The organism is Halorubrum distributum JCM 13561 (assembly GCF_000337395.1).
Lineage (GTDB): Archaea > Halobacteriota > Halobacteria > Halobacteriales > Haloferacaceae > Halorubrum > Halorubrum distributum.
This window is the reverse complement of record NZ_AOJF01000055.1, coordinates 35,391-59,391: the sequence shown is the minus strand read 5'-3', so window position 1 is coordinate 59,391 and position 24,001 is coordinate 35,391. Positions and strand designations below refer to the sequence as shown.

General features: G+C 70.2%; 21 protein-coding genes and 1 tRNA gene. 13 read left to right on the top strand and 9 right to left on the bottom strand.

The window, feature by feature from the left end:
• Positions 1-39: 39 nt before the first annotated feature.
• A complete protein-coding gene (locus C470_RS12995; protein ID WP_008367804.1) occupies positions 40-1,428 on the top strand; it encodes an NAD(P)/FAD-dependent oxidoreductase in 1,389 nt (462 codons plus the stop codon).
• Between the two features lie 48 nt (positions 1,429-1,476).
• Here the strand turns inward: C470_RS12995 and C470_RS12990 are convergent, their stop codons facing one another.
• On the bottom strand, positions 1,477-2,631 hold the full coding sequence (locus C470_RS12990; protein ID WP_008367803.1) for a M24 family metallopeptidase: 1,155 nt from the start codon (positions 2,629-2,631) through the stop codon (positions 1,477-1,479).
• A 173-nt stretch (positions 2,632-2,804) separates the two neighbouring features.
• Here C470_RS12990 and C470_RS12985 point away from each other — a divergent pair.
• A tRNA-Val gene (locus tag C470_RS12985) sits at positions 2,805-2,879 on the top strand.
• A 272-nt stretch (positions 2,880-3,151) separates the two neighbouring features.
• Here the strand turns inward: C470_RS12985 and C470_RS12980 are convergent.
• Entirely contained in the window at positions 3,152-3,853 is a 702-nt protein-coding gene (locus tag C470_RS12980) for a hypothetical protein (RefSeq protein ID WP_239638587.1), read from the bottom strand.
• Between the two features lie 275 nt (positions 3,854-4,128).
• Here C470_RS12980 and C470_RS12975 point away from each other — a divergent pair, with 275 nt between their 5' ends.
• From C470_RS12975 to C470_RS12940, 8 genes are all read left to right on the top strand, one after another.
• Positions 4,129-4,818 carry an AAA family ATPase gene (locus C470_RS12975; protein WP_008367801.1) on the top strand — a complete coding sequence of 230 codons (690 nt, stop codon included), beginning with the start codon at positions 4,129-4,131 and terminating at the stop codon, positions 4,816-4,818.
• 100 nt (positions 4,819-4,918) lie between these two features.
• Positions 4,919-5,203, top strand: a complete 285-nt coding sequence (locus C470_RS12970) for a translation initiation factor eIF-1A (RefSeq protein WP_004595341.1) — start codon at positions 4,919-4,921, stop codon at positions 5,201-5,203.
• Positions 5,204-5,434: 231 nt separating this feature from the next.
• Positions 5,435-5,773: a thioredoxin gene (gene trxA, locus C470_RS12965; RefSeq protein WP_004595342.1), complete on the top strand. Its 339-nt coding sequence runs from the start codon at positions 5,435-5,437 to the stop codon at positions 5,771-5,773.
• 40 nt (positions 5,774-5,813) lie between these two features.
• Positions 5,814-6,956 (top strand): aminotransferase class V-fold PLP-dependent enzyme, encoded by a 1,143-nt coding sequence (locus tag C470_RS12960; protein WP_008367799.1) that lies wholly within the window; start codon positions 5,814-5,816, stop codon positions 6,954-6,956.
• A gap of 90 nt (positions 6,957-7,046) precedes the next feature.
• Positions 7,047-7,604: a class I SAM-dependent methyltransferase gene (locus C470_RS12955; protein WP_008367797.1), complete on the top strand. Its 558-nt coding sequence runs from the start codon at positions 7,047-7,049 to the stop codon at positions 7,602-7,604.
• Between the two features lie 127 nt (positions 7,605-7,731).
• Positions 7,732-8,832 carry a DoxX family protein gene (locus C470_RS12950; RefSeq protein ID WP_008367796.1) on the top strand — a complete coding sequence of 367 codons (1,101 nt, stop codon included), beginning with the start codon at positions 7,732-7,734 and terminating at the stop codon, positions 8,830-8,832.
• Between the two features lie 83 nt (positions 8,833-8,915).
• The gene (locus C470_RS12945; RefSeq protein ID WP_008367794.1) at positions 8,916-10,202 is read left to right on the top strand and encodes a hypothetical protein; all 1,287 of its coding nucleotides are present in this window, start codon (positions 8,916-8,918) and stop codon (positions 10,200-10,202) included.
• A 79-nt stretch (positions 10,203-10,281) separates the two neighbouring features.
• Positions 10,282-11,016 (top strand): CPBP family intramembrane glutamic endopeptidase, encoded by a 735-nt coding sequence (locus tag C470_RS12940; protein ID WP_008367792.1) that lies wholly within the window; start codon positions 10,282-10,284, stop codon positions 11,014-11,016.
• A 282-nt stretch (positions 11,017-11,298) separates the two neighbouring features.
• Here the strand turns inward: C470_RS12940 and C470_RS12935 are convergent, their stop codons facing one another.
• A complete protein-coding gene (locus C470_RS12935) occupies positions 11,299-12,594 on the bottom strand; it encodes a DNA double-strand break repair nuclease NurA (protein ID WP_008367790.1) in 1,296 nt (431 codons plus the stop codon).
• Positions 12,595-12,882: 288 nt separating this feature from the next.
• Between C470_RS12935 and C470_RS12930 the strand changes: the two genes are divergently transcribed.
• Positions 12,883-14,790, top strand: a complete 1,908-nt coding sequence (locus C470_RS12930; protein WP_049902356.1) for a methyl-accepting chemotaxis protein — start codon at positions 12,883-12,885, stop codon at positions 14,788-14,790.
• Positions 14,791-14,841: 51 nt separating this feature from the next.
• Here C470_RS12930 and C470_RS12925 read toward each other — a convergent pair whose 3' ends face one another.
• The 3 genes from C470_RS12925 to arcD all read right to left on the bottom strand — a co-directional run bounded on the left by C470_RS12925 (position 14,842) and on the right by arcD (position 17,299).
• The gene (locus C470_RS12925; protein WP_008367788.1) at positions 14,842-15,249 is read right to left on the bottom strand and encodes a hypothetical protein; all 408 of its coding nucleotides are present in this window, start codon (positions 15,247-15,249) and stop codon (positions 14,842-14,844) included.
• Position 15,250: 1 nt separating this feature from the next.
• Entirely contained in the window at positions 15,251-15,760 is a 510-nt protein-coding gene (locus C470_RS12920) for a DUF2240 family protein (protein WP_193365841.1), read from the bottom strand.
• A gap of 66 nt (positions 15,761-15,826) precedes the next feature.
• On the bottom strand, positions 15,827-17,299 hold the full coding sequence (arcD, locus tag C470_RS12915; RefSeq protein ID WP_008367786.1) for an arginine/ornithine antiporter ArcD: 1,473 nt from the start codon (positions 17,297-17,299) through the stop codon (positions 15,827-15,829).
• Between the two features lie 195 nt (positions 17,300-17,494).
• Between arcD and C470_RS12910 the strand changes: the two genes are divergently transcribed.
• On the top strand, positions 17,495-18,478 hold the full coding sequence (locus C470_RS12910) for an NOG1 family protein (RefSeq protein ID WP_004595353.1): 984 nt from the start codon (positions 17,495-17,497) through the stop codon (positions 18,476-18,478).
• 610 nt (positions 18,479-19,088) lie between these two features.
• Here the strand turns inward: C470_RS12910 and C470_RS12905 are convergent.
• From C470_RS12905 to C470_RS12895, 3 genes are all read right to left on the bottom strand, one after another.
• A complete protein-coding gene (locus C470_RS12905; protein WP_007996820.1) occupies positions 19,089-19,835 on the bottom strand; it encodes an SIMPL domain-containing protein in 747 nt (248 codons plus the stop codon).
• 59 nt (positions 19,836-19,894) lie between these two features.
• Positions 19,895-22,105, bottom strand: coding sequence for a formate/nitrite transporter family protein (locus tag C470_RS12900; protein ID WP_008367783.1), 2,211 nt, complete (start codon positions 22,103-22,105; stop codon positions 19,895-19,897).
• A gap of 103 nt (positions 22,106-22,208) precedes the next feature.
• Positions 22,209-23,483, bottom strand: coding sequence for a TIGR00341 family protein (locus tag C470_RS12895; RefSeq protein WP_008367782.1), 1,275 nt, complete (start codon positions 23,481-23,483; stop codon positions 22,209-22,211).
• A 137-nt stretch (positions 23,484-23,620) separates the two neighbouring features.
• Between C470_RS12895 and C470_RS12890 the strand changes: the two genes are divergently transcribed.
• Complete coding sequence (locus C470_RS12890) at positions 23,621-23,869, top strand: hypothetical protein (protein ID WP_004599573.1); 249 nt, start codon at positions 23,621-23,623, stop codon at positions 23,867-23,869.
• Positions 23,870-24,001 lie beyond the last annotated feature (132 nt).

The following is a 24,001-nucleotide window of genomic DNA, read 5'->3' as shown; positions in this document are numbered from 1 at the left end:
GACCGTGAATTTAATAGCCGGACGGCAACCTCACGGGGTATGGAACGCGTAGACGTCGCGATCGTGGGCGGCGGGCCGGCCGGATCGTCCGCGGCGCACGCGGCCGCGACCGGCGGCGCCGACGCCCTGGTCATCGAGAAGGGGGTCCCCCGAGCCGACCGCGGCCGCCTCGGTCCGGACTCGACCGACGCGGCCGGCATCCTCGACTACTGGGTGGACATCATGGGGATCCACCCCGACGAGTTCGACGACGGGGTCGTCCAGCGGGAGCTGAACCGCGCCGAGTTCCGCGGGCCCGACGAGTCCGCCACGCTCACCGCCACCGGCATCGACTCCTCGTACGACAAGTTCGGGTACACCTTCCAGCGCGCGCGCTTCGACGACTGGCTCCGCGACCGCGCCGAGGACGCGGGCGCCGAGTACCGGGTCGGGACCTCCGTCCGCGGCGTCGACACCGATCTCTCGGTGACTCCGGACGACGCCGACCCGCGGCATACGCTCGAACTCGCCGACGGGGGGACCGTCGGCGCCGACTTCGTCGTCCTCGCCGACGGCCCGCAGCGCACCGTGACAAACCGCGTCCTCGACGAGTACCTGCCCGCGGACGCGCAGGCCTCCGAGCGGCTGGCCTCCCGCACCGCGAACCACATCGCCTACCAGGAGTACCGGCGCGTCCCCGAGGAAGTGTTCGAAGAAGTCGACGACGCCATCGTCTTCTGGTGGGGCGTGATGCCCGGCGAGACCGCGTACCCGTGGATCTTCCCGAACGCGGACCGCGTCTGCCGGGTCGGACTGACGATGCCGATCGGCCTCGACATCGACGAGGTCGACGCCTCGGAGTACGCGCTGCTCGACGCGGACGACGAGTCGATCCCGCAGGGCGGCGAGTACATCCGTCGCCTCCTGGAGTGGCAGTACGGCGACGAGTACGACATCGAAGAGGACTTCCCGCTCGTCGAGGACGCCGGGAAGCGGAACGGGACCGAGACGTATCCGATCTCGTCGACCCGGCCGATCGACTCGCCGGTGGACGCCGGGGTCGCGGTCGCGGGCGGCGCGATGGGGACGACCTCGGCGTTCCACGAGGGCGGCGACCACGTCGCGGTCCGCACCGGCGCGATCGCCGGCGAACTCGCCGCCGAGGGAGACCTGGCTTCCTACAACCGTCGCTGGAAGGAGGCGATCGGCGACGAGGTCGTCCGCAACGTGACGATGGCCGACATGGTCGCCGAGTACGGGCCGGACGACTGGAACCGGGTTATCGGCGCGGCCGACGCGATGCTCGCCGCCGAGACCGGCGACAGCCTGCTCTCGCAGCCGTACCGCTCCGGCTGGGAGTCGCTGAAGCTACTGCTCGGCTACAAGTGGAACAAGCGCCGGGTGAAGAAGGACTACGTCGGCATCGACGAGAGCGAGTACGTGTACTGACGCCGCGTTCGCGCGGGAGTCCGCGCGGCGCCGGCGGTATCGCCCCCGTTACCGGACCACCGGCGCCGCCAACTCGACGGGCTCCGTGTCGATCCCCGCGACGTCGACCGGCTCGACCTCGTGAGTCGGCCACCGACCGGTCTTCGTGAGCCGCTCGGTCAGGTCGGACGCCACGAGGTGCGTGTCCTCGCTTTTCGTCCCTTGAACCGTTGGATTCCACGCGTAGCCCATCGGCCGCCGGACCGGTTCGTCGCCGTTCGGGGTCGCGAACCACTCCCGGCCGGCAAATCCGGCGGCGCCGCCCTGGTGGTGGTTCTCCCACTCGTCGGCGAAGCCGACGGCGTCGTACGCCGCTCGAATGGCTTCGAAGACGTCGCCGGCGGTGTCGGGGGCGGCGTCGCCGGGATCGGCGGCGTCATCGGCACCGCCGTCTCGTGAGAGGGTTCCGGCCGCGGCCGCCTCGGTGGCGCGGACCGCGGTCGCCTCGACGCGCGCCGCGGCGCGGTGGCGCTCCTCGAACCAGTCGGGGGCGTCGAACGCGACGGTGCGCGTCATCGAGGCGTACAGCCCCGCGCGCTCGCCCGTGACCGACACGAGCGCGTAGTCGCCGAGGGAGGCGTCGCTCGGCGTGTAGTGCCGGAACGCCCGCGCCCGGTCAGCTCCCCCGACGAGGACGACCGGCGTGTCCACGTCGCGAGAGGCGAGCGAGATGTCGATGCCGGCGGCGACCTCGTACTCGGGGTCTTCGGGTTCGAGGTTCCGGCAGACGGTCTCCACGGCGGCCGCGACCTCGCGGCCGAGATCGCGGTACCGCTCGACGTCGTCGTCGGTGAGCGGCTGTCTGAGCCGGCTGCCGTCGACGGCCGCGAAGCCGGGGACGTCGAAGTCGGCGGCGGCGGGGGCGGGCGAGCGCTCGGCGACGGCCTCGGCGAGCGAGCCGGCGTACCACGGGAACGACTCGACCGCGAACGCGTCCGGGAGCTCCTCGTCGGCGAGCCGGTCCGCCTCGACGTTGTCGGTTATCACGCGGAGTTCGCCGTCGTAGCCGGCGGCGGCGACGCCCGTCGGCGCGTCTCCGTCGACGACGTTGTCGCCGCCGGTGAGCCACGCGAACCCGTTCGGCCGCGCGAACCAGACGGCTTCGAGCCCGCGCTCGTCGAGGTACGCGTCGAGCCTCTCCGTTCGGGCGGCAAGGTCGACCATACTGACGGACTGTCGGCGAGCGGGTAAAAACGGTCGAAAACCGCTCGTGCCGGCGGCTCCGGGGACCCGCCGTCGCCCGATCGGCGGGTGGTGACTCGCCCCGTCCGGATCCCCGAAACGAAAGGTTCAATTACGTCCCCCGGATACGACGAGATGCGTCAGTAAGCCCCTGCGGGTTGGTAGTCTAGTCCGGTTATGACACCTCCTTGACATGGAGGAGGCCGGCAGTTCAAATCTGCCCCAACCCACTTTTCTCGACACCGCAGCCGCGACCGGTAGCGTCCGGTTTCTTTCGACAGCACGGTGCCACGGACTCGAAGCGGGGAACGGAGCGAGCGAGGCGACCGCAGTCCGAATCGGCCCCAGCGGTCGGGACGGCGGTCGTCCTCGATCGACTGCCGATCGCCGATCACCGCCGCGAAGTCATTCGCGTGGCTCGGACGCTCGATCGAAAGAAGTTCCCCGGGGACCGGATGGGGCGTTCATCCGGCGCATGCGTCTGAGCGGACCCGGGCGATCGTTACCGCGAGAGGTCACCGATCGTGTAGTTGACCCGCACCTTGCCGGGATTGCCCTGATCCGAGCTGATCGTCACCTCTTGGCTGACGGTCTTGGGCTCGCCACACTGGAGGACGACGTCCGTCGTCGACTCGCCGTAGTCGTCGTTTCCGGTAAACCAGTCCGACGGGACTTCACGCTCGGTCACTTTCGTCGTGAGCTGCTTCGTGAGCGAGCGGCCCACGGGAACCTGGAACGACTCGATCGACTGCGCGATGTTCCGTGAGCTGCCCGTGGGAAGCCGAACCGACTCGGTGGCCGACTGCTCTCCGTGTACGTCGCTTTCGATGGTTAATTCGAGTGCTCCCTCGCCCGCCCCCTGGCCGCTGATGAAGTCAACGCTCTCCATGCGGATCGTCACCTGGCACTCCTCACCAACGGGGGGTACGGGCGCCGACATTTTGTTCACGCGAAGTTGGACGTGGCTCGGGTTCTCGATGTCGATGGACTTGATCGCCCCGTGGACTCGGTAGCCGTCGGCACCGGCCCAGACGGTCCCTTCAGTGGTGCTACCTGTCACCGGCGCGTCACTGTCCCGACTGACGTTCACGCCGTCCAACATCCCGTCAACCATGTCGATCTGTCCGGTCGCGTCGATGGTGTAATCGGATCGTCCGTCCGGTTCTAATCCCTCCAATACGACGGTGTGTTGGGGGTTGGCCATGGTGTGTTACACCATACCTAATGATTAATTAATAATATTTAAAATTTGTTATTATTGCCGGGTTAGCCCCCCCGACCGTTCGACCGTGGAACCAGTACACCCCCACACGGTCGGGTAACGGGGTGGTTGATCCTCCGCGGGTGGTTACACGCTACTACGGATGCGGGGGACACAGACGACCTCTCGTACGGGGAGGAGATTCCCGTCGAACCGCTCGAACGGCGCCGCAGCGTGATGCGAAGTTTCTTTTACTTCACCCCGGAGGATACGCGTAGATGAGCGACGGAGGCGGCCGAACACCGGACCGGACCGAATCGACGACTTCGAAGCGTGACGCGGCCGACTCTCTCGCTCCGGACGCGTCGACCGCCTCCGCCACGATCGCCGACGACGACGGCCCCTCAACCGGACGGCTGGTCGTCGTCTGCGGCCTGCCCGGCGTCGGGAAGACGACCGTCGCCGAGCGGGTCGCGGCCCACGTCGACGGGCGGATCCGCCGGACCGACGTGATTCGCAAGGAGCTGTTCGACGACCCCGAGTACACCGACGCGGAGACCGAGGCCGTCTACGCCGAACTCCTCTCGCGCGCCCGCGACGACGTCGACGCCGGCGACGCCGTCGTCCTCGACGCGACGTTCGCGGACGCGCGGTTCCGCGCGGACGCCCGCGAGACGGCCGCCGCGGCCGCCGCCGAGTTCGACCTCGTCGAGGTCGCCTGCGACGAGGCCGTCGTCGAGCGCCGGATCGAGCGCCGCGACGGGATCAGCGACGCCGACTTCGATATCCACCTCCACTTCAAGGAGCTGTTCGACGAGGTGGCGACCGACCACGTCCTCGTCGACAACTCCGGCACGGAGGCGGAGACGTTCGCGCAGGTCGACGCCGCGTTCGGGGAGAGCGGGGCCGGCGAAGACCAGCCGAGCGGTCACGGCGACCGCTCGGCCCCGGTCACCGACGCGGAGTAGGCGGCGGCGTCCACGGCTCGGCTGTCGTGCGAGCAGATCGCATGACGGGGGTACACACGCGTCTCCAATCACTTATACGGGCGAACGCACTACTGGTGGTATGAGCGAAGAATCCGGGCGGAAGAACCTCCGCATGCCCAACGACGACGAAGTGTTCGCCGTGGTGACCGAGCACCTCGGCGGCAACCACGTTCAGCTGCGCTGCGCCGACGGCGAGGAGCGGCTCGGCCGGATCCCCGGCCGCATGAAGTACCGAACGTGGATCAGCGAGGGCGACGTGGTCCTCGCCGAACCGTGGGACTGGCAGGACGAGAAGGCGAACGTCGAGTGGCGGTACGAGGACGAGGACGCCGACCAGCTCCGCCGCGAAGGCCACATTCAGTAATCGAGCTACCCGCACTGCGTCGCTGTCGACCGACCTCTCGCGGTTTCTCTCCACTCCGATACGACCCCGGTCGGGCGACCGCTCGTCCGACCGTACCGATTTTCGAACGCCGATAGCGACCGCATCGGTCCGCATCGCGACGGAGCCGGACGGGAACCGCGCATCTGCGCCATCGTAGTATTGTGGAAACTATCCAAAACCATTATTACCACGAGGCGCGTACGGCTTGGTATGAGTTCGACAGAAGCCGCACCCGGAGAGCCGATCCAGCTGACCGACGCCGACGCGTTCGACGAGCACGTCGCCGACGGCGTCGTCCTCGTTGACTTCTACGCCGACTGGTGCGGCCCGTGCCAGATGATGGAGCCCGCCGTCGAGGCGGTCGCGGAAGACACCGATGCCGCGGTGCTGAAGGTCGACGTCGACGTCCACCAGGCGCTGGCCGGCGAGTACGGCGTTCAGGGCATCCCGACGCTGCTCGTGTTCGCGGACGGCGAACTGGTCAATCGGATGGTCGGCGCGCAGACCGAGGAGGCGCTGGCGGACGCGGTCCGCCAGGCCGACGCCTGATCCGAGCGAGACCCGCCGCGGCGCCGCCGAAACCGACACCATGAGAACGATCCAACTCGACGACGACCGTATGACCCCCAGAGAGCTTCGCGCGGACGTCCCGGCCCTCGGCGACGCGGCGTACTTCAACTTCGGCGCGCACGGACCGAGCCCCGAGTACGTCGTCGAGGCGGCCGGGTCGTTCGTCGCGGACCACGAGTACGGCTCCGCGACGACCGACCCGTACGGACACGCGTTCGAGACGTACGACCGGGTGCGCGAGCGGATCGCCGAGTTCGTCGGCGCCGACCCGGCGGAGATCGCGCTCACCGAGAGCACGACCGACGGGATCAACCGCGTCGCCGGGGCGATCGACTGGGAACCGGGCGACGTCGTCGTCCGGACCGACCTCGAACACCCGGCCGGCGTCCTCCCGTGGAAGCGCCTCGAACGCGAGGGCGTCGAGGTGCGCGTGTTGGAGACGGAGGACGGCCGCGTCGACCGCGACGAGTACGCCGAGGCGGTCGCGGACGCCCGCCTCGTCTGCTTCAGCGCGATCACGTGGACCCACGGCACCCGCCTCCCCGTCGCCGACCTCGTCGAGGTCGCGAACGACGCGGGCGCGTTCACCCTCGTCGACGCGGTCCAGTCGCCCGGTCAGGTCCCGATGGACGTCCACGAGTGGGGCGCCGACGCGGTCGCGGCCGCCGGCCACAAGTGGACGCTCGGCCCGTGGGGCGCCGGCTTCCTCTACGTCGACCGCGACGCCGCGGCCGACCTCGAACCCCACGCCGTCGGCTACCGGGGCGTCGAGGACCCGACCGGCGACGAGATCGAGTTCAAGCCCGCGGCGGGGCGCTTCGAGATCGGGACGACGACGGCCGCGGCCCACGTCGGCCTCGTCGAGGCGCTCGACGCGATCGACGCCGTCGGCCTCGACGTGATCGAGTCGCGGATCGAGTCGCTCACCGACCGGCTGAAGGCGGGCGTTCCCGACGACCGACTCCTCAGCCCGCGGGCGTACGAGTCCGGGCTCGTCACGATCGACGTCGACGACCCGGAGGCGACCGTCGAGCGGCTGGCCGACGACGACATCGTCGTCCGGTCGCTGCCGCATCCGAACGGGATCCGCGCGTCGGTCCACGCGATCTCGACCGAGGCAGAGGTCGACCGACTCCTCGGCGCGCTGGAACGGGAGTGGTGAGCCGCGGGCGGGGTCGCTCGGTTCCGAGTCGGACGCGACCGCGCGCCGCTCGACCGGACGCGTTTTAGCACTTGGCGCACAAGACCGCCCATGGGATTCCACACGTTCGACGCCGATCAGGCGGAGCGGTTAGAGCGCCCCGGCCGCTATCGCTGGGTGTCCGCGGAGGAGCTGGTCGGGCCGCTGGTCGAGGCCGACGCCGAGGTCGTCGCCGACCTCGGCAGCGGCACCGGCTTCTACACCGACGACGTGGCCGCGCGCGTCGAGACCGTCTACGGCGTCGACGTCCAGCCCGAGATGCACGACCGGTACCGCGAGAAGGGAGTCCCCGACGGCGTCGAGCTCGTCGCGAGCGACGTCGCCGACCTCCCGTTCGCCGACGGCGAGCTCGACGGCGTCGTCTCCACGATGACGTACCACGAGTTCGCGAGCGACGCCGCGCTCGCGGAGATCGCCCGGGTCGTGCGGTCGGGCGGCGTCGTCGTGACGTTCGACTGGGCCGGCGACGGCGACGGCGAGCAGGGGCCGCCGGTCGACGAGCGGTTCGCCGCCGCAGACGCCGTCGCGGCGCTGGAGGCCGCGGGCCTCGAGGTCGTCTCGGCCGCCACCCGGACGGAGACGTTCGGCGTCGTCGCTCGGGCGCCGTAGGCGATCGGCGTTCGGTGCCGTCGTCGGGGTATCATCGACGTTCGAATTCGCGAAACTACCGTTTCAGCGGTGAATTCGAACGTTCATGAAGAAATACCGTTAGGTGCGTTCGGCCCGTACGGGGTGTATGTCCGTTCGTACCCGATCGGTCGCCGTCGCCGCGTTCGCCCTGTTCGCGACGCTCGTCGCGCGACCGGTCACGGCCCACGTCGACTACGTCACCGAGGACTCGGGCGATCCGCTCGACGCGGTGGCGTTCACCGCGGAGGTGCTGTCGGACCCGTTCAACGCGGCGCTGTTCGCGGGGTCCGGGCTCCTCGCGGCCGTCGGAATTGCCGCGTACCTCTGGGTACGCCCGACCGTCGTCGACGTCGTCGTCCTCCGCGAGAAGCTCGCCGGCTACGGCGACCTCGTCCCGTGGATGCTGCGGCTGGCCGTCGGACTCCCGCTCGTGGGCGCCGGCTTCCAGGGTTACCTGTTCGCGCCGACGCTCTCGTTCGAGCCGGCGACGAGCCCGCTGCTCCGCGTCTTCTTCATCGGGCTCGGCTTCTTCACCCTCTTCGGGCTCGCGACGCGGATCACCGCCGCGGCCGGCCTGCTGACGTACGCGTGGGTGCTCGTCGCCGTCGACCCGCTCGTCGTCCTCGCGGTGGAGTACGTCCCGGTGTTCCTCGCGCTGCTGATCCTCGGCGGCGGTCGGCCGAGCGCCGACGACATGCTGCTCGCGGTCGCGAGCACGCCGGGGTCGTACTACGGCCGGATCGACCCGGTCCACCACCTGAAGTCGTTCTTGGACGAGTCGACCGGCCCGCTGCGACGCTACGTGCCGACCGTGCTCCGGGTCGGGATGGGCGTCTCGTTCGTCTACCTCGGGCTGATCCAGAAGCTCGCCGACCCGGCGAGCGCGCTACGGGTCGTCGAGAAGTACGACCTCACCGCCGTGGTCCCGGTCGATCCGGGGCTGTGGGTCGTCGGCGCGGCCGTGACCGAGGTCGCCGTGGGCCTCGCGCTCATCGCGGGCTTCTTCACCCGCGGCGCGGCCGCGCTCTCGTTCGTGCTGTTCACGACGACGCTGTTCGGCCTCCCGGACGACCCGGTCCTCGCTCACGTGGCGCTGTTCGGCCTCGCGTCGGCCGTCTTCGCGCTCGGCGCCGGCCCGCTCTCCGTCGACCGGCTGATCGGTCGCCCGGCGCTCGAAGACGAAGGACCGGTCGCAGCGGCCGACTGACGGCCCGGTCGCCGCGTCCCCGCGCGGGGCGGCGCTCGGCCCGGCCGGCGGTTTTTAAGTCGCTCTCGCCCGGTGAGTGAGGTATGCGCGTGGACCTCGGCAACGCCTTGGAGACGACCCCCGGGCTCACGACGGCAACGCTGGACAGACTCGACGACCGCGTCGCGGCCGCGCACGAGCGGATCGCGGGCGGGATGGCCGACGACGAGTTCGGCTACGCCGCCCTGACCCTTCCAGAGACCGCAGACCCGGACGCGATCTACGCCGCGGTCGACGGGTTCGACCGCCCCGAGGCGGTGCTGACGGTCGGCATCGGCGGGAGCGCGCTCGGCGCGGCGACGCTGTCGAACGCCCTCGAAAGCGACGTGGACGCGTACGTCCTCGACAACGTCGACCCCGACGACGCGCGGGCGCTGCTCGCCGACCTCCCGCTGGGCGACACCGTCGTCAACGTCGTCTCGAAGTCGGGGACGACCGCGGAGACGCTCGCGAACTTCCTCGTCGTCCGCGAGGCGATGGCCGACGCGGGCGTCGACTGGACCGAGCGCACGCTCGTCACCACGGGCGAGGAAGGGAACCTCCGCCGGCTGGCCGACCGCCACGACCTGCCCTCGCTCCCGGTCCCGGACGGGGTCCCCGGGCGCTTCTCCGCGCTGTCGACCGTCGGCCTCGCGGTCGCCGCGCTCCAGGGCCACGACGTCGAGGCCGTCCTCGCGGGCGGCCGCGACGGGATGGAGTCGCTCGCGGGGTCGCTGTACGACTCGCCCGCCTACGCCTACGGCGCGGCGACGTACGCGCTCGCGCAGCGCGGCGCCCGCACCAACGCCGTGATGCCGTACGCGGAGTCGCTGGAGACGTTCGCGGAGTGGTTCGCGCAGCTGTGGGCCGAGAGCCTCGGGAAGGACGGGCTCGGGCAGACGCCGGCGCGCGCGCTCGGCGCGACCGACCAGCACTCCCAGCTCCAGTTATACCGCGCCGGCCCGCCGGACAAGCTCGTCTCGCTGATCCGGCCGACCGAGCGCGCAGAGGTGGGGATCCCGAAGACCGACCTCGACGGCCTTGCGTACCTCGGCGGGTCGTCGCTCGGCGGGCTCCTCGACGCCGAGTTCGAGGCGACCGAGGCGAGCCTCGCGGCCGCCGGGGTCCCAAACGTGCGCGTCGAGATCGACCGCGTCGACGAGCGCGCGCTCGGCGAGCTCCTCTTCGGGATGGAGGCCGCCTGCGTGCTCTACGGCGAGCTCGCGAGCGTCTCGACGTTCACGCAGCCCGCGGTCGAGTGGGGGAAGAAAGCGGCCCGCGGGCTGCTCGGTGGCGGCGACTTCGCGGAAGCGGAGGCGGTCGAACAGAAGCGCGAACTGCGGATCGACTGACCCCGGACCGCCGGGTCGGAGTCGACGGCAGCGATCCGCATCCGGTGCGTCTAAAGCCCCGCGAGCCGTGTCTCCGGCAATGAGCGACGACCCTCTCGCGGCCGCGGTCGGCGACCGAGTGTTCCGCGTCGCGAGCGCGCTGTTCGCGATCGTGTTCGCGCTGCTCGTCGCGAGCGCGATCACCGCGCCGGGAGCGAATCTCGCGACCTCCCTCGGGCTGGTGTCGGAGGGGTCGACCGGCCAGCAGCTGCTCCGGACGCTGCTCCAGTTCGGCGGGTTCGCTCTCGCGGCCGTCGGCTACCTCGCGGTCACCGACGAGTGGGAGATCGCCCACGTCTCCCGGCCGGACGGCCGCGAGGCCGCGATCATCGTCGGCGGCGGTATCGTCCTCTTCGCGTTCCAGTACGGCGCGCTGTTCGCGCTCGGCCAGCTCGGGTTCTCCACCGGGCAGAACCAGGCCGTCGTCCCCGCGGGCGACCCCGTGGTCTACTACCTCGCGATGATCGCGGTGTCGCTCGCGGTGGTCGGACCGGTCGAGGAGCTGCTGTTCCGCGGCGTCGTCCAGGGCGGCGTCCGGCGCGCGTTCGACGCCGTCCCCGCGGTGCTCATCGCGAGCCTCGCGTTCGGGCTGATCCACCTGCCCTCCGTCTCCGGAACGATGGTCGAACAGTGGGCGTACGTCGGCGTCGTCGTCGTCCTCGGCTCGGTCCTCGGCGCGCTCTACGAGTGGACGGACAACGTGATCGTGCCGGGGCTGGTCCACGGCATCTACAACGCGATCACGTACGCGGTGCTGCTCTCGCAGGCGCTCTGAAGGCTGACGCGACTGTTCTGGACCGCTATTCACTCTCACTCGAACCCCTGCGGTGGCGCGTGCCTGCGAGCGGCCGGAGCGAAGCGGAGGCCGCGAGGAGCACGCGCGAGGGNCGGCGACCGGAGCGAAGCGGAGGGAGCCGCGAGGCTGGGGAGGCGTGAGGCGCGGTTGCGGCTGGGGAGGCGTGAGGCGCGGTTGCGGCTGGGTGGGACTCGCGGCTGGGGCTTCGGCAGCGTTAGTCCTCGATCCGCAGTCGGCTATTTATGAGTAATCGACCGCGTCTCAGAACGTCTCCTTCCCCCACCGCAGGTCGTCGTACGTCGCCTGCTGGTCGCTGCCGAGCCGCTCCTCGAACTTCCGGCGGAGCGCGGCCTTCTCGGTGGCCGAGATCCGCGCCAGCTCGTCCGCCTTCGCGACCGGCTCCGGCGGCCCGCGCGTCGCCGCCACCTCGGCGACCACCTGTCGGGTGAGCCGCTCGCGGGTGTCCTCGTCGCGGGTGAAGGCGTACGGCGCCTCCAGCTTGTAGGTCACGTCGGTCCGGGGGTCGTAGACGACCATGAACGTCGGCTCGTACAGCTCCGGGTCGAGCTCGCGCTCGACGCCGAGCGCGTCGCCGTCGGCGGCCATCGGCGCGTCCGCGCCGCCGCGGCTGCGGAACCAGGTGGTGAACGTGAGGTCGTCGTCGAGGCGGGCGCCGCGGTCGGCGGCGGGGTCGTCACCGTCCGTTCCGACGGGTTCGGCGCCGTCACCCTGTTCCCGACGCTCCAGCAGCCGAGTGAAAAGCGCCGTGTCGTCGGGCCACGGCGACTCGACGCCGGCGCGCGAGAGGGCTCGGACCGCGGCCCCGCTCGCGGGGTTCTTGACGAAGCCGGCCAGCGGCACGTCGCGCTCGACGAACCGCTCGACGAGGCGGACGTACTTCTCGATCACCGCGCGGGGCTTCGCCTCGCGGGCGAGCGCGCCGAGCTCGGGGTCGCGGTCGGCCCAGGTGAAGAGTTCCTTCGGATAGATCGGGCCGTCGAGGACGAGCAGCTCGTCGACCGCGTCGGCGCGGTCGAGCGCGTGGGTCCCCTCGGCGAGGTACAAGGCGAGCGCGTGGACGACCCGCTCCGCGTAGCGGTTCACCCGCGGGACGTGGAGGACGCGCTGTTTGGTGTGGCCCTCGTCGCGGCGGGTCCACTCGCTGTCGAAGCCGGCGGTCGAGTCGCCGGCGTGGACGGTGGCGACGATCGTGCGGTCGCGGTGGAGGTCGAGGTCCGTCGGCGAGCTCGCCATCGCCGCGTGCGCGACGTCGACGACGAGGCCGTTTTTAAACGTCGTCGGGTTGATCGTCCCCGAGTCGAGGCCGTGGACCGTCCCGAACGGGCGCTCGGCGAGCGCCACGTCGTCGATGGCGGCCCGGCGGCGCTCGTGGTCGCCGAGCGCCTCGATCACGACCCGGCCGTCCCGGCGCAGTTCGGGGAGCCACTCGCGCCACACGCGCTCGGCGAGGTCGTCGTGGTCCGTCGCGTCCACGTCGCCGCCGATGCCGTACGCGAGCCGGGCGATGTTCTCGACGTGGATCGGATCGAGCGTCACGACCGTACGGCGGTCCGGACGGATATAAAAGTCGTCGGCCGCGCGGTCGACGGCACCGTCGCGGCCCGGCGACGACTCGATCCGGCGAGCTGAATCGGGGGGTCAACCGGGACCACCGACCGACCGAACCGGTTCGGACTACGCCGATATACCAGCAAAACGGGCCGTTTTCGGGAGATCGTGAGCGAACGGCAGCAGTTTATTAGCGGCGCTGCGCGTGGTAAACGACGGTATCAGGGATAATAGTTGGAGGCGATGTATTTTTAAAACATACGACAACCCACGGGTATGGCAGAGACTGCGACCGGAGTAGATTCAGGGGGGTCGGACGGGCTGACGGGGGGCCTACGAGAGGTGATCCGGTACATCCCTGACGGCACCTCGATGCCGGAAGAGATGTGGGCGCCGCGCCACCGGAACATCCTGATCGCCACCGTGATCCAGCTTCCGCTGTTGATCGGGCTCGGGCTCTACAGCGGAACGGAGTCGGTCACCGGCGCGCAGATTCCGGCGACGCCGCTGTGGATGCTCGGCGGGTTCGTCGCCGTCATCCTCGCGACGGCCGCGTTGGCGAGCTGGTCGGGGCTCGGACGCCGCCAGCGGACGGTGCTCACGGCGTTCAGCCTCATGACCGTCTCGATGGCGCTGGTGAAGCTGTCGGGCGGATACATCGAGGCGCACTTCAGCTTCTTCGTGTTCATCGGGGTGCTCGCGCTGTACGAGGACTGGCTCCCGTTCGCCGTCGGCGTCGCGTACGTGGCGATCGGCCACGGCGCGTTCAGCCTCATCGATTCGAGCCTCGTCTACAACCACACCGCGGCGATCGAGAACCCGATCGTCTGGGGCGGCATTCACGCTATCTTCGTCCTCGCGCTCGCCGGCGCGCTGATGGTCAACTGGTACTCGATCGAGAAGTCGCGCGAGGCGGCGCGCGAGCAGCTCGAACTGGCGGAGCAGAAGCAGTCGGAGATCCAGGACGTCGAGGCGGCGAAGGCCGAGGTCGAACAGCGCCGCGAGGAGGTCGAGCGGCTGAACAGCCACCTGGAGACGAAGGCGGACGACTACAGCGCTGCGATGGACAGAGCGGCCGACGGCGACCTGACCGTCCGACTCGACGCGGCAAGCGAGAGCGAGGCGATGGCCCAGATCGGTGAGGCGTTCAACGGCATGATGGACGACTTCGACGAGGCGATGGGAGAGGTCAGGTCGTTCGCCCAGGAGGTGTCGACCGCGAGCGCGAACACGGTCGACGGCGTCGAGACCGCGGCCGACCGGAGCGAGGCCGTCAGCCAGTCTGTCACGGAGATCGCCGAGGGGGCGGACGAGCAGCGCGAGATGCTCCGGCAGGTGTCCGACGAGATGAACGACCTCTCGGCGACGATCGAGGAGGTCGCCTCCTCGACCCAGACGGTCGTCGAGGTCGCGGAGCAGACCGCCGACATCGCCGACGACGGCGAGGAGACGGCCGAGGCCGCTATCGAGCGCGTCGAGGAGTCCCGCGAGGCGCTCGACTCCGCGGCGGGGACCGTCCAGGAGCTCGACGAGCGGATGGAGGACATCGGGGAGATCGTCGACCTCATCGGCGACATCGCCGAGCAGACGAACCTGCTCGCCCTGAACGCGAACATCGAGGCGGCCCGCGCGGGCGGGAGCGGCGGCGGGAGCGACGGCTTCGCGGTCGTCGCCGACGAGGTGAAACAGCTCGCCGAGGAGACCCAAGACGCCGCCACGGAGATCGAGGAGCTGATCGGCGCCACGCAGTCGCAGACCGAGGGGACCGTCGAGGCGGTCCGGAGCGCCGAGGAGAACATCGCCGTCGGCGCCGACGCCGTCGATGACGCCGCGGACGCGTTCGCGCGGGTGTCGGACAACGCCGCGGAGGCCGGCGAGGGGATCCGCGAGATCAGCCGCGCCACCGACGACCAGGCGGCCAGCACGGAGGAGACCGTCTCGATGGCCGAGGAGGTCGCGGACATCAGTCAGTCGACCGCCGACGAGGCCGACACGGTCGCCGAGGCCGCCGACGAGCAGCTGACCGCGATGAGCGAGGCGACGACGGAGGCCGGGTCGCTCGCGGAGCAGGCGGAACGGCTCGGCGCGCTCGTCCGCGACTTCGACGTCACCGGCGACGACGTGGACCCGGCCGCCGGTGCCGGGCCGAACGTCGCCGTCGGCGACGGCGGACAGCCCGAGTAGTCGGCGACCGCTCGACGGAGCTCTTTTCGGCGGGTCGACGCCGGCCGTCGGCTACTCGCCGCGAGATGCGTCTCGGAGCGATTCGAGGACCGCGAGCGCCCGCTTCACCTGCGCGCCGTCCTCGACGAACACCAGCGTGCGCGGCGGGTAAACCGCCTTCGGTCGCACGCGGAGGTCGACCTCCCTCGCCGCGTCCGCGGCCGCGTCCGGGGCGACGACCGCCTCGATCAGCGCGCGGTCCGGCTGGACGGACACCTCGGCAAGCGCTTCGGTCGCGCCGTCGTCCGTTTCAGCCCGCTCGCGGGCGATCCGGTACGCCAGCGCGCCGTCGGCCGTCGGCTCGACGTCGCGGTCGGCGTCGACGACCGTCAGCCCGCGGAGGTCGCTCTCGTTGCCGGTCACCTCGGAGGCGAGCAGCTCGGCGATCCGGACGCCGTCGGCGAGGCGGTCCGTGACCATCTCAGGCCGCCCCCGAGTCGTCGACGTCGCTCGATTCGGCCGTGTCGCCACCGCGCTCTCCCGCCTCGGCGGCGAGCTCCTCGCGAACGTCGGCCGCCAGCCGGCCGACCGCGGCGCCCTGCTCGCGGGCGTAGAGGACCGCGGCGGCCTCGATGGTGATTGCCAGCGCGCGCTGGCGCTCGTTGATCGCGGCGACCGCGCGCTGCTTCTCGACGCCCGCGGCGACGATGGCGTCGAGCGCGCTCTCGAAGGTGGACTGTTCGCGGAGCACCGACTCGTCCGGGGCGAACCCCTCCGGGACGGTGACCTCGGCCGGGTCGAACTGCGGGACAAGGTCGCCGTCCTCGGACGCCAGCAGCCCGCGACCGACGGCGACGTCGACGAGGCGCTTCGCCTGGTCGGGCGAGAACCACTCCCGCTCCAGCGACAGCGCGACGACGAACTCCCCCTCGCCGAGCCGGTCCTGGGCCCGGGTCTTGAACGGGGCGGCGACGGCGACCTCCAAACTCATGTGAGACGGACGGCGCGGCGGGCGCGTAAACGTGTCGAACGCGGGGTCGCTCGCGCCCGTCGAGAATCAGTCGTCGCCGCCGGGCGTCGGGGTCGCGGGCTCGCCCGCTTCGGCGCCCGCGTCGGCCGAGACCGGGTTCGCGTCGATCGTGTAGCCGGTCGCGGCCATGGCGAACAACACGAGCGGCGAGAGGAACGCGAACAGGTAGTAGGGCGCGTACTCCAGCGTGGGCACGCCGGTAACGCCAGCCATGTAGACGGCGCCCGCGTGCCACGGGAACAGCGCGCCGGTCGGGGTCCCGGCGGCCTCGACCGCGCGGGAGAGCTGGTCGGTGTCCAGGCCGAACTCGTCGTAGGTGTTCCGGAGCGTGACGCCCGGGAGGACGATGCTCATGTACTGCTGGGAGGTGAGCGCGTTGATGAAGATCGCGGAGACGCCGGTCCCCGCGACGAGCGCGCCCGGACTCCGAACGGCCGACGTGAACGCGTGGGCGATCACCGCGAGGACGCCCGTGCGCTCCAAGATCCCGCCGAGCGAGAGCGCGGCGACGACGACCGTGATCGTCCACGCGGAGCCGGTGAGGCCGCCGGTTGCGAGGAGGTCGTTTACGGTCTCAGAGGCCGACTCCGGCGCGGTCCCGTACATGAAGATCTCCCACGCGGCGACGAAGCCGGTCCCCTGGAGGAGGATCGTCGTGAACGCGCCGGCGAACACGCCGGCGACGAGCGTCGGGAGCGCGGCGTAGCCGCGCAGCGCCAGTCCGAAGGTGACGACGAGCGGGACGAAGGCGACGACCGTGATCGCGTACGTCTCCGTGAGCCCGCCCTGGATCTCGGCGATGCGGCCCGCCGGAATGGTCCCGCTCGTACGCAGGCCGAGCGCGGCGAAGCCGAGGACCGCGAGGCCGAAGGCGATCGCGGTGCCGGTCCGCATCCGTCGGATGTGCGCGTACAGGTCGGTGTTGGTGACGCCGGCCGCGAGGTTGGTGGTGTCGGAGAGCGGCGACTGCTTGTCGCCGGCGTACGCGCCCGAGAGGACGGCCCCGACCGTCATCGGCGCGGGGACGCCCAGTCCCGCGCCGATGCCGACGAACGCGACGCCGAGCGTCCCGACCGTGGTCCACGAGGAGCCGATCGCGAACGCGACGACCGCGGCGAGGACCGCGGCCGCCGGGAGGAACGTCGTCGGCGAGAGCACCTCAAGCCCGTAGTACATCAGGCTGGGGATGGTGCCGGCGCTGACCCACGTGGCGATCAGCCCGTAGATGGTGAAGATGATGAGGATCGCCTGGAGCCCCATCACGAGGCCGTTGGCGATCCCGTCGAACAGGTCGTCCCAGTCGTAGCCGAGCCACAGCCCGAAGGCGCCGACGAAGGCGATACTCCAGAGCAGCGGCGGGTGCGGGTCCAAGCCGAGGACGGCCGAGCCGATACCGAGGAACGCGACGACGGCGAGGACCGGGATCAGCGCCGCCGCGAGACTCGGGCGGCGGTCGGGATCCAGGTCGTCGTACGCCGTCGGGGTGAACGAGCGTGCCATATCCGATTGTATTCCTTTGAAGCATAAGTATGGCTCGAAATATGCGTGTGATAGATAGCGATAGATCTTGCCGCTTACGGTGAGCGGCTCCGGCGGGCCCCGCGGCACCCGCCGCGTCCGACCGTGTGCCGCCGTGTCGCGGCGGTCCGCGAACGGACGCTCTTATACGCGTCGGCGGCGAAAACTCGGGTAACAATGATATTTGAGGGCCTCCCGACGACTCCGCGCTCCGAGGAGCTCGTCGACAAGGCGTTCTCGCGGGCTGCGCGGGCCGGGCGCGCGAAGCGCGGCCACGAGGCGCAGGAGTCGATGCTCCGGACCGCCGGCAACGTGCTCTCGGACAACCTGGAGAACGTCGTCACCTCGTGGCCCGACTTCGGCTTCGACGTCGACCCGTTCTACTACGAGCTCGCCGACGCCATCGTCGACGTCGACCGCCTCCGGCAGGCGCTCTCGCAGGTGATGTGGGCGAGCCGTCAGATCGAGGACCTCCGCGACGAGTACACGACGAAGATTCGGAACTCGGACGTCGACACCGCGCGGAAACACCGCAAGCAGGCGTTCGCCCGCATGGCGGACGTGATGGACCAGATCGAAGACGACCTGCGCTACATCGGCGACTCGCGGGACCAGCTGAAGGTGCTGCCGGAGATCAACCCCGACGAGCCCGCCATCGTCGTCGCCGGCTACCCGAACGTCGGGAAGTCCTCGTTCGTCAACCGCGTCACCCGCGCGTCGAACCAGATCGCGGAGTACCCGTTCACGACGAAGGGCGTCCAGATCGGCCACTTCGACCGGAACCACGTCCGGTACCAGATCGTCGACACGCCCGGACTGCTCGACCGCCCGGAAGACGAGCGAAACGACATCGAGCGGCAGGCGGTGAGCGCCCTCGAACACCTCGCGGACGCCGTCGTCTTCGTCATCGACCCCTCCGGCGACTGCGGCTACCCGCTCGACGTCCAGCTGGAGCTCCGCGAGGAGGTCCGCGAGCTGTTCGGCGCGGACGTGCCGCTGCTCACCGTGGCGAACAAACACGACCGCTTCGAGGCCGTGAAGGCGGAGTCCGTCGACGCGACGATGAGCGTCACGGAGGAGGAAAACGTCGAGGCCGTCCTCGACATGGCTGTCGACGCGGTCGGCTACGAGCCCGACCTCCCCACCCGCGACGGGGAATAGTCACGGGAGTACGTGTGGTAGGTCGCTCAGTGCGATGGCGTCGTTGTTTATAAGTAGAACAGCAGTGTTGCTGTGGGCTATTTATACGTGACCGACGCCGCCGCGGTGAACGGCTTCAGAGCCTCAGCCGCGACGGCTCGCGCGCCTTCCTGTGCTCCTCGCTCGGTCGCTATCGCTCCCTCGCTGCGGTGCTTCTGCGGCGTATCGCCCTCGCGACAGCGTGGCGCTACGCGCCACGGGCAACCGGCGGCTTCGCCGCCGGTGACTGCCCTTTTGAATCCCGCCCCGCACCGCCCCGCACAGCACCTCTCACCTCCCCAGCCTCGTCGCTGGCACCCTCCGCTTCGCTCCGGGGCCAGCGACTCCCTCGCGGACTGGCTCGCGGCCGCCGGTGGCGGCCGCTCGCAGGCGCGCCACCGCACTCTCTATTTATAACCACTCGAAGCCGTCGCTCACGGCTATTTAAATAGCGTTTCGTCGCCACGAGTCTGTGATACCCACTCCCGCACTCGATCAAAAAGCGGCCCCGTCGATCGGATTTTTCAGGCGAGAGCCTGTCTAAAATGGGATTCCAACGGACTCCAGAGGTCGATACGTCCCTGTACGGTCGTCAGGCCGGAACCGCCTCGTACACGACGTTCACCGAGACGCGTACGCTGACGTCGCCGGTCTCGACGGCGGTGGAGGCGCCCGCGTCGCCGCCGGCCGCCGCGTCGTAGCTCTCCCTGACGTACGGCTGCGACCCCGACTGCGCCGTCGACACCTCGTAGACGCCGGACACCTCGAGCCCGCTGGCGTTCGCGAGCGCGGCCGCGTCGTCGTCCGCGTTCGACATCGCCTGCGCGATCGCCTCCTCGCGGACCTCCCGCTCGGTCTCCTGGCTCAGTCCGAACTCGATCCGCTGGACCTCGTCCGCGCCCGCGTCGATCGCGACGTCGATGACCTCGCCGACGGCGTCGACGTCGTCAAGTTCGATCGCGTACTGGTGGATCCCTTCATACCGCGTTCGGTTCGGGTCGTCGCGGGTCTCGTAGCTCTCGCGGACGTCGTACCGCTCCGTCCGGATGGCGTCCTCGTCGAGCCCCCAGTCGGTCAGCGCCGTTCGGAGCTCCCCTTCGCCGGCGGCCAGCTCGTCGCGCACGGCCGCGGCGTCGTCGCCGGTCGCGGTGACCGCGACGCGGAGCGTGGCGCGGTCCGGCGCGGACGTCGCCTCGCCGCTGGCCGTCACTTCGATGCTCCGTTCCAGTTGCGCGTCGTCGCCGCCGTCCGTGGGGGTCGCCGTCCCCGCGAACCCCGTACAGCCGGCCAGCGCGACGAGCGCCGCGATGCCGATGAGTGCCGTCAGTCGCCTGTTCATACCCGTCCGATGGATCGCGGACGCCTATAAAACGCCGATAGCACAAAGAGCCGCTTTCGCTATCGCGCGCCGTCGCCGTCGGCCGCGTCCTCATCGTCAGCCTCGTCTGCCGCCTCCTCGTCCGCCTCCTCGTCCGCCTCGTCGTGGTCCGCGATGAACGCGTCGTCGAGGTGCGGCTGCTCGTCGGCGGGGCCCTCGTCCGCGTCGCTCTCCGCCGCTTCGTCGTCGCCACCCTCGTCCGCGTCGTCGAGAACGGCGTCGACGGCCGCGTCCGCGGCGTCCGCCGAACCTTCGGCACCGATCGCGTCCGCGGCGCCGGATCCCCCGTTCGCGCCAGCGCCGTCGCCGCGGTCGGAACCGTGGGTCCCGGCGGCCCGCACGTCGGTGCCCTCCGACTGCTCCGGGTCGCGCTCGACGCCGCCCGACATGTCGGTCGCCCGGCGGCCGGAGCCGAACAGCCGCTCGCGAAGGGACCGGCTGCTGGGGCGCTCGGTGAGCAGCACGGCGGCGTCGACGTCGTGGATCACGTCGAGGTGCAGCGAGTTCGAGACGAGCCGCGAGAGCAGCCCCTTCTCGGTGGCGCCGATGATGACGAGGGTCTTGTCGACGGACGCGTCGCAGATGCCCGCCTCCACGTCGCCGCCGTCGTCGACCACGAACTCGGCGTCTTCGAGGCCGTGTTCCTCGGCCCAGTTCGCGAGGAACAGCTCGCCCTGTCCCCGCTTCTCGGGGCCGTCGACCACGTGGAGCAGCGTCACGTCGGCGTCGGTGGTGTCGGCGAGCACCTTCGCGACCTCCGCGCTCAGGTCCGAGTCCGGACCGCCGGAAGTCGGGATGAGGATCCGCGAGGTGTCCAGCTCGTGCTCGTTGAGGATGAGGAAGTCGCAGGGGAGCTGGTTGGTGAGCTCGTCGATGGGGCGCTCGGCGCGGGCGGCGCTCCACAGCTGGTCGTCGCCCCAGCCCATCAGCACCGCGTCCGGACGGGTCCGGCGGGCCATGTTGAACACCTCCTCGAACGAGCGGTGCGAGACGACCGTCGAGGTCGACACCTCGACGTCGTACTCCGCTGCGGTCGACCGGAGGTCGTCCATTCCCTGGGCGGAGACATCCGCGATCCGCTGGCCCGCGTCCCCCGAGGAGAGCGACATGCGCTCGGGCGCCTGGACGACGTGAACGATGTGGACGACGCCGTCCTCGTGGCTGCTCGCGAGCCGCGCAGCCAGCTCGACGATCGGGCCGTCCGTCCGGGGGTTCGTGATCGGCACCATGATCCGGTACCCCTCGCCCGCGAACAGCGTCGCCTCGGTGGCGTCTAAGATCGGGACGTACGAGCGACCGGCCGCGCGGCCGAACACCCACTCGGGGACCGTCAGGCGACGGCTGACGCCCTCGAAGCGCGCCTCCTCGAGCCGCTCCTCGCTGGTCTGGAAGTAGTTGACGAGCGTGACCAGCACGACCCCCCCGATGGTGTTCCCGAGTAACACCGGGATCACGAAGCCGACGATCCCGGAGTAGAGGCTGATCTCGGCGCCGTACAGCGGGATGTTATACTCGAAGAACAGGTAGAGAACCTCGGTGAAGGAGACGACCACGTGGAACAGGTCGCCGAGCGGGATCGCGAGGAACGCGAGGTAGACGACGAGCATCCGGCTCACGGAGTCGGTGGAGGCGAAGCCGACCCAGACGACGCCGGCGACGATCAGCCCCGCCATCGCGGCCTTAAAGAACAGCGGCACGGCGCCGACGCTGAACCCCCCCTCGGAGATGTACAGCGCCGCGTCGACGGTGTCGCCCGTGAAGACGCCGCCGTACGACAGCACGAGCGCGCCGATCCCGCCGCCGACGAAGTTGCCCGCGAGCACGATCGTCCAGTGGCGGAGGAGCGTGGGGAGGCTCGCGAGCCGTTCGAGCGTCAGCGCCACCGGCGGCAGCGTGTTCTCGGTGTACAGCTGGTAGCCGCCGATGATGATGTAGATGAACCCGAGGGGGTACAGCAGCACGCTCAGGATGGGGTGGGAGTCGGTCGACGCCGTCAGCGAGGCGTACAGCATGAACGTGATCGTGATCGCCAGCCCGGCGGCGAGCCCGCTGAAGAAGAGCTCTCGGCTCCCCGAGGTCACCTCCTCGTCCGCGGCCGCGATGATCCGCTGGAACACCTCGTCCGAGGAGAATCGGTCCCGGACGGCCTCGCCGACCGCGGGCGCGCCGCTCCGGGACCGCTCGACGACCTCCCGCATCGAATCGTCGTCGGGTTGCTCTGAGTCGGTCACTGGCGGAGCCCACGACGGCCCGATAAAAATCACTTGCTCTTCGGGTCACGCGGGGAAAACCGACCGAACGGCTGGCGATCGGCGGAACCCGCCAGCTGGGCGCTCAGGCCCGTTCGACGGTCACCGTGCGGACCTCAACGGCGACTTCGCGGTCGAGGACCGTCTCGATCCGGTCGTCGAGCGCGGGCGCTGTCCCCTTGACGGTGCTGCCGGGCGGTACGCCCACGGTGATCACCACCCGGTCCGTTTCGAGCGGCGGGACGGTCCCGGTCCGTTCGACGGTCAGTTCGAGCAGTTCGAACTCCGAGTCGATCGCGGTCAGTTCGTCGGTCGCGGCGGCGCGGATGTCCGTCTCGGTGGTCGAGGCGACGTACGATTCGTAGGTGACGCCGCCGAGGAACACCGAGAGCAGCGCGATGGCGACCGCCAGCACGGCGACGCGCTTGAGGAACGCGGCGCGCGCCTCGTCCTCGCGGAACCACCGCTGGGGCCGGTACCCCTCGTACCACAGCACGACCAGCGCCGAGAGGTTGATCGAGAGGACGTTCACCGCGACGATGACGCCCGCGCCGATCACGAGCTGGGGGATCCGGAAGGCGATCCCGATGCCGACCGCGGCCGCGGGCGGAATGAGCGCCACCGCGATCATCACGCCGACCAGCGTCGCGGAGACGCCCGTCATCAGCGAGACGATGCCCGCGATCCCGGCGCCGACCGCGACGACCAAGACGAGGACGTTCGGCGCGAGCCGCTCCGACACCTCCGCGAGTTCGAGCGGGTCGAGCCCGGGCGGGACCAAGGCGAGCGAGCGCAGCGCGAACGCGAACAGCGTCGCAGCGAGGATCGCGACCGCGACGCCCAAGATCTGCATCCGCACCCCGCGCCGGAACAGCGCCTCGTCGTCGACGACGGTCCCGATCGCGGCCGACATCGCCGGGCCGATGAGCGGCGCGATCACCATCGATCCGACCACGGTCGCGGGCGAGTCGAGCAGGAGCCCCGCCGTGGCGATCACCGCGGAGATGACCGTCATCAGCACGTACGTCCCGAGCCCGGAGGCGAGGCCGTCGGCCTTCGCCTGGAGCTCCTCGCGCGAGATGCGGTCGCCACCGCGCTCGGACTCCTCCTCGTACTCCTCTTCGAGCGCCTCGAACCGCCGCGAGATGACAGTCTCGGCCGCGACGATGACGGTGTAGGTGCTCTCGTCGATCCCCGCCTCTCGCAGCCGGTCGAGCACCGGCTCGACGGCGGCGGTCGGGAGCGGGAACGTCGCGACCGCGGTGTACTCCCGGCCGCTCGTCTCGTCGGTGACGACGTAGTCGACCCCCTCGTCGTCGAGCGCACGGACGACCGCCGCCCGCTTACCAGCCGGAATCATGACCTGAACGAGTCGCACGGTCCCCGGTCGCACCGACGGCTCTTATAAGATCGGCACGCGCCGCGGCCCCGGGCGCGACTCCGCGGCCACGAGAAACGGAACTTTAATGCGCGAATCGCTCGCACCTCCAGCCAAGAATGCTCTCGCCGCTGGTCATCGACACGTTCCTGCTCAACTACCACCTCGGGCACATCCTCCTGTTCGGGCTCCTCGTGTCGCTTCTGGGGGCAGCGCCGCTGAAGTCCCAGAAGGTCATCGCGTCGATTCTGGCCGTCTTCGGGGTCATCTTCCTGATGGCGCCGTACACGACGATGCCGCCGACGTTCATCCTCCTCGGCATCCCGCTCGTCCTGGTCGGGACGCTGCTGTGGACGATGGCCCGCTGAGGCTGCCGATCGACGCCGAACGGAGCGCCCGACCGAACCACCCTCGACGCGTCGGAACCCATCTCTCTTCGGCCGACCGCGGGGGCTTCCGTCGCCCTCTCGCTATCTGTTCGATCCCGCTCCTTTTTGCCC

Coding starts and splice junctions, on each gene's coding strand:
- C470_RS12995 (WP_008367804.1), top strand. CDS start 40: ATGGAACGCGTAGACGTCGCGATCGTGGGCGGCGGGCCGGCCGGATCG.
- C470_RS12990 (WP_008367803.1), bottom strand. CDS start 2,631: ATGGTCGACCTTGCCGCCCGAACGGAGAGGCTCGACGCGTACCTCGAC.
- C470_RS12980 (WP_239638587.1), bottom strand. CDS start 3,853: ATGGCCAACCCCCAACACACCGTCGTATTGGAGGGATTAGAACCGGAC.
- C470_RS12975 (WP_008367801.1), top strand. CDS start 4,129: ATGAGCGACGGAGGCGGCCGAACACCGGACCGGACCGAATCGACGACT.
- C470_RS12970 (WP_004595341.1), top strand. CDS start 4,919: ATGAGCGAAGAATCCGGGCGGAAGAACCTCCGCATGCCCAACGACGAC.
- trxA (WP_004595342.1), top strand. CDS start 5,435: ATGAGTTCGACAGAAGCCGCACCCGGAGAGCCGATCCAGCTGACCGAC.
- C470_RS12960 (WP_008367799.1), top strand. CDS start 5,814: ATGAGAACGATCCAACTCGACGACGACCGTATGACCCCCAGAGAGCTT.
- C470_RS12955 (WP_008367797.1), top strand. CDS start 7,047: ATGGGATTCCACACGTTCGACGCCGATCAGGCGGAGCGGTTAGAGCGC.
- C470_RS12950 (WP_008367796.1), top strand. CDS start 7,732: ATGTCCGTTCGTACCCGATCGGTCGCCGTCGCCGCGTTCGCCCTGTTC.
- C470_RS12945 (WP_008367794.1), top strand. CDS start 8,916: ATGCGCGTGGACCTCGGCAACGCCTTGGAGACGACCCCCGGGCTCACG.
- C470_RS12940 (WP_008367792.1), top strand. CDS start 10,282: ATGAGCGACGACCCTCTCGCGGCCGCGGTCGGCGACCGAGTGTTCCGC.
- C470_RS12930 (WP_049902356.1), top strand. CDS start 12,883: ATGGCAGAGACTGCGACCGGAGTAGATTCAGGGGGGTCGGACGGGCTG.
- C470_RS12925 (WP_008367788.1), bottom strand. CDS start 15,249: ATGGTCACGGACCGCCTCGCCGACGGCGTCCGGATCGCCGAGCTGCTC.
- C470_RS12920 (WP_193365841.1), bottom strand. CDS start 15,760: ATGAGTTTGGAGGTCGCCGTCGCCGCCCCGTTCAAGACCCGGGCCCAG.
- arcD (WP_008367786.1), bottom strand. CDS start 17,299: ATGGCACGCTCGTTCACCCCGACGGCGTACGACGACCTGGATCCCGAC.
- C470_RS12910 (WP_004595353.1), top strand. CDS start 17,495: ATGATATTTGAGGGCCTCCCGACGACTCCGCGCTCCGAGGAGCTCGTC.
- C470_RS12905 (WP_007996820.1), bottom strand. CDS start 19,835: ATGAACAGGCGACTGACGGCACTCATCGGCATCGCGGCGCTCGTCGCG.
- C470_RS12895 (WP_008367782.1), bottom strand. CDS start 23,483: ATGATTCCGGCTGGTAAGCGGGCGGCGGTCGTCCGTGCGCTCGACGAC.
- C470_RS12890 (WP_004599573.1), top strand. CDS start 23,621: ATGCTCTCGCCGCTGGTCATCGACACGTTCCTGCTCAACTACCACCTC.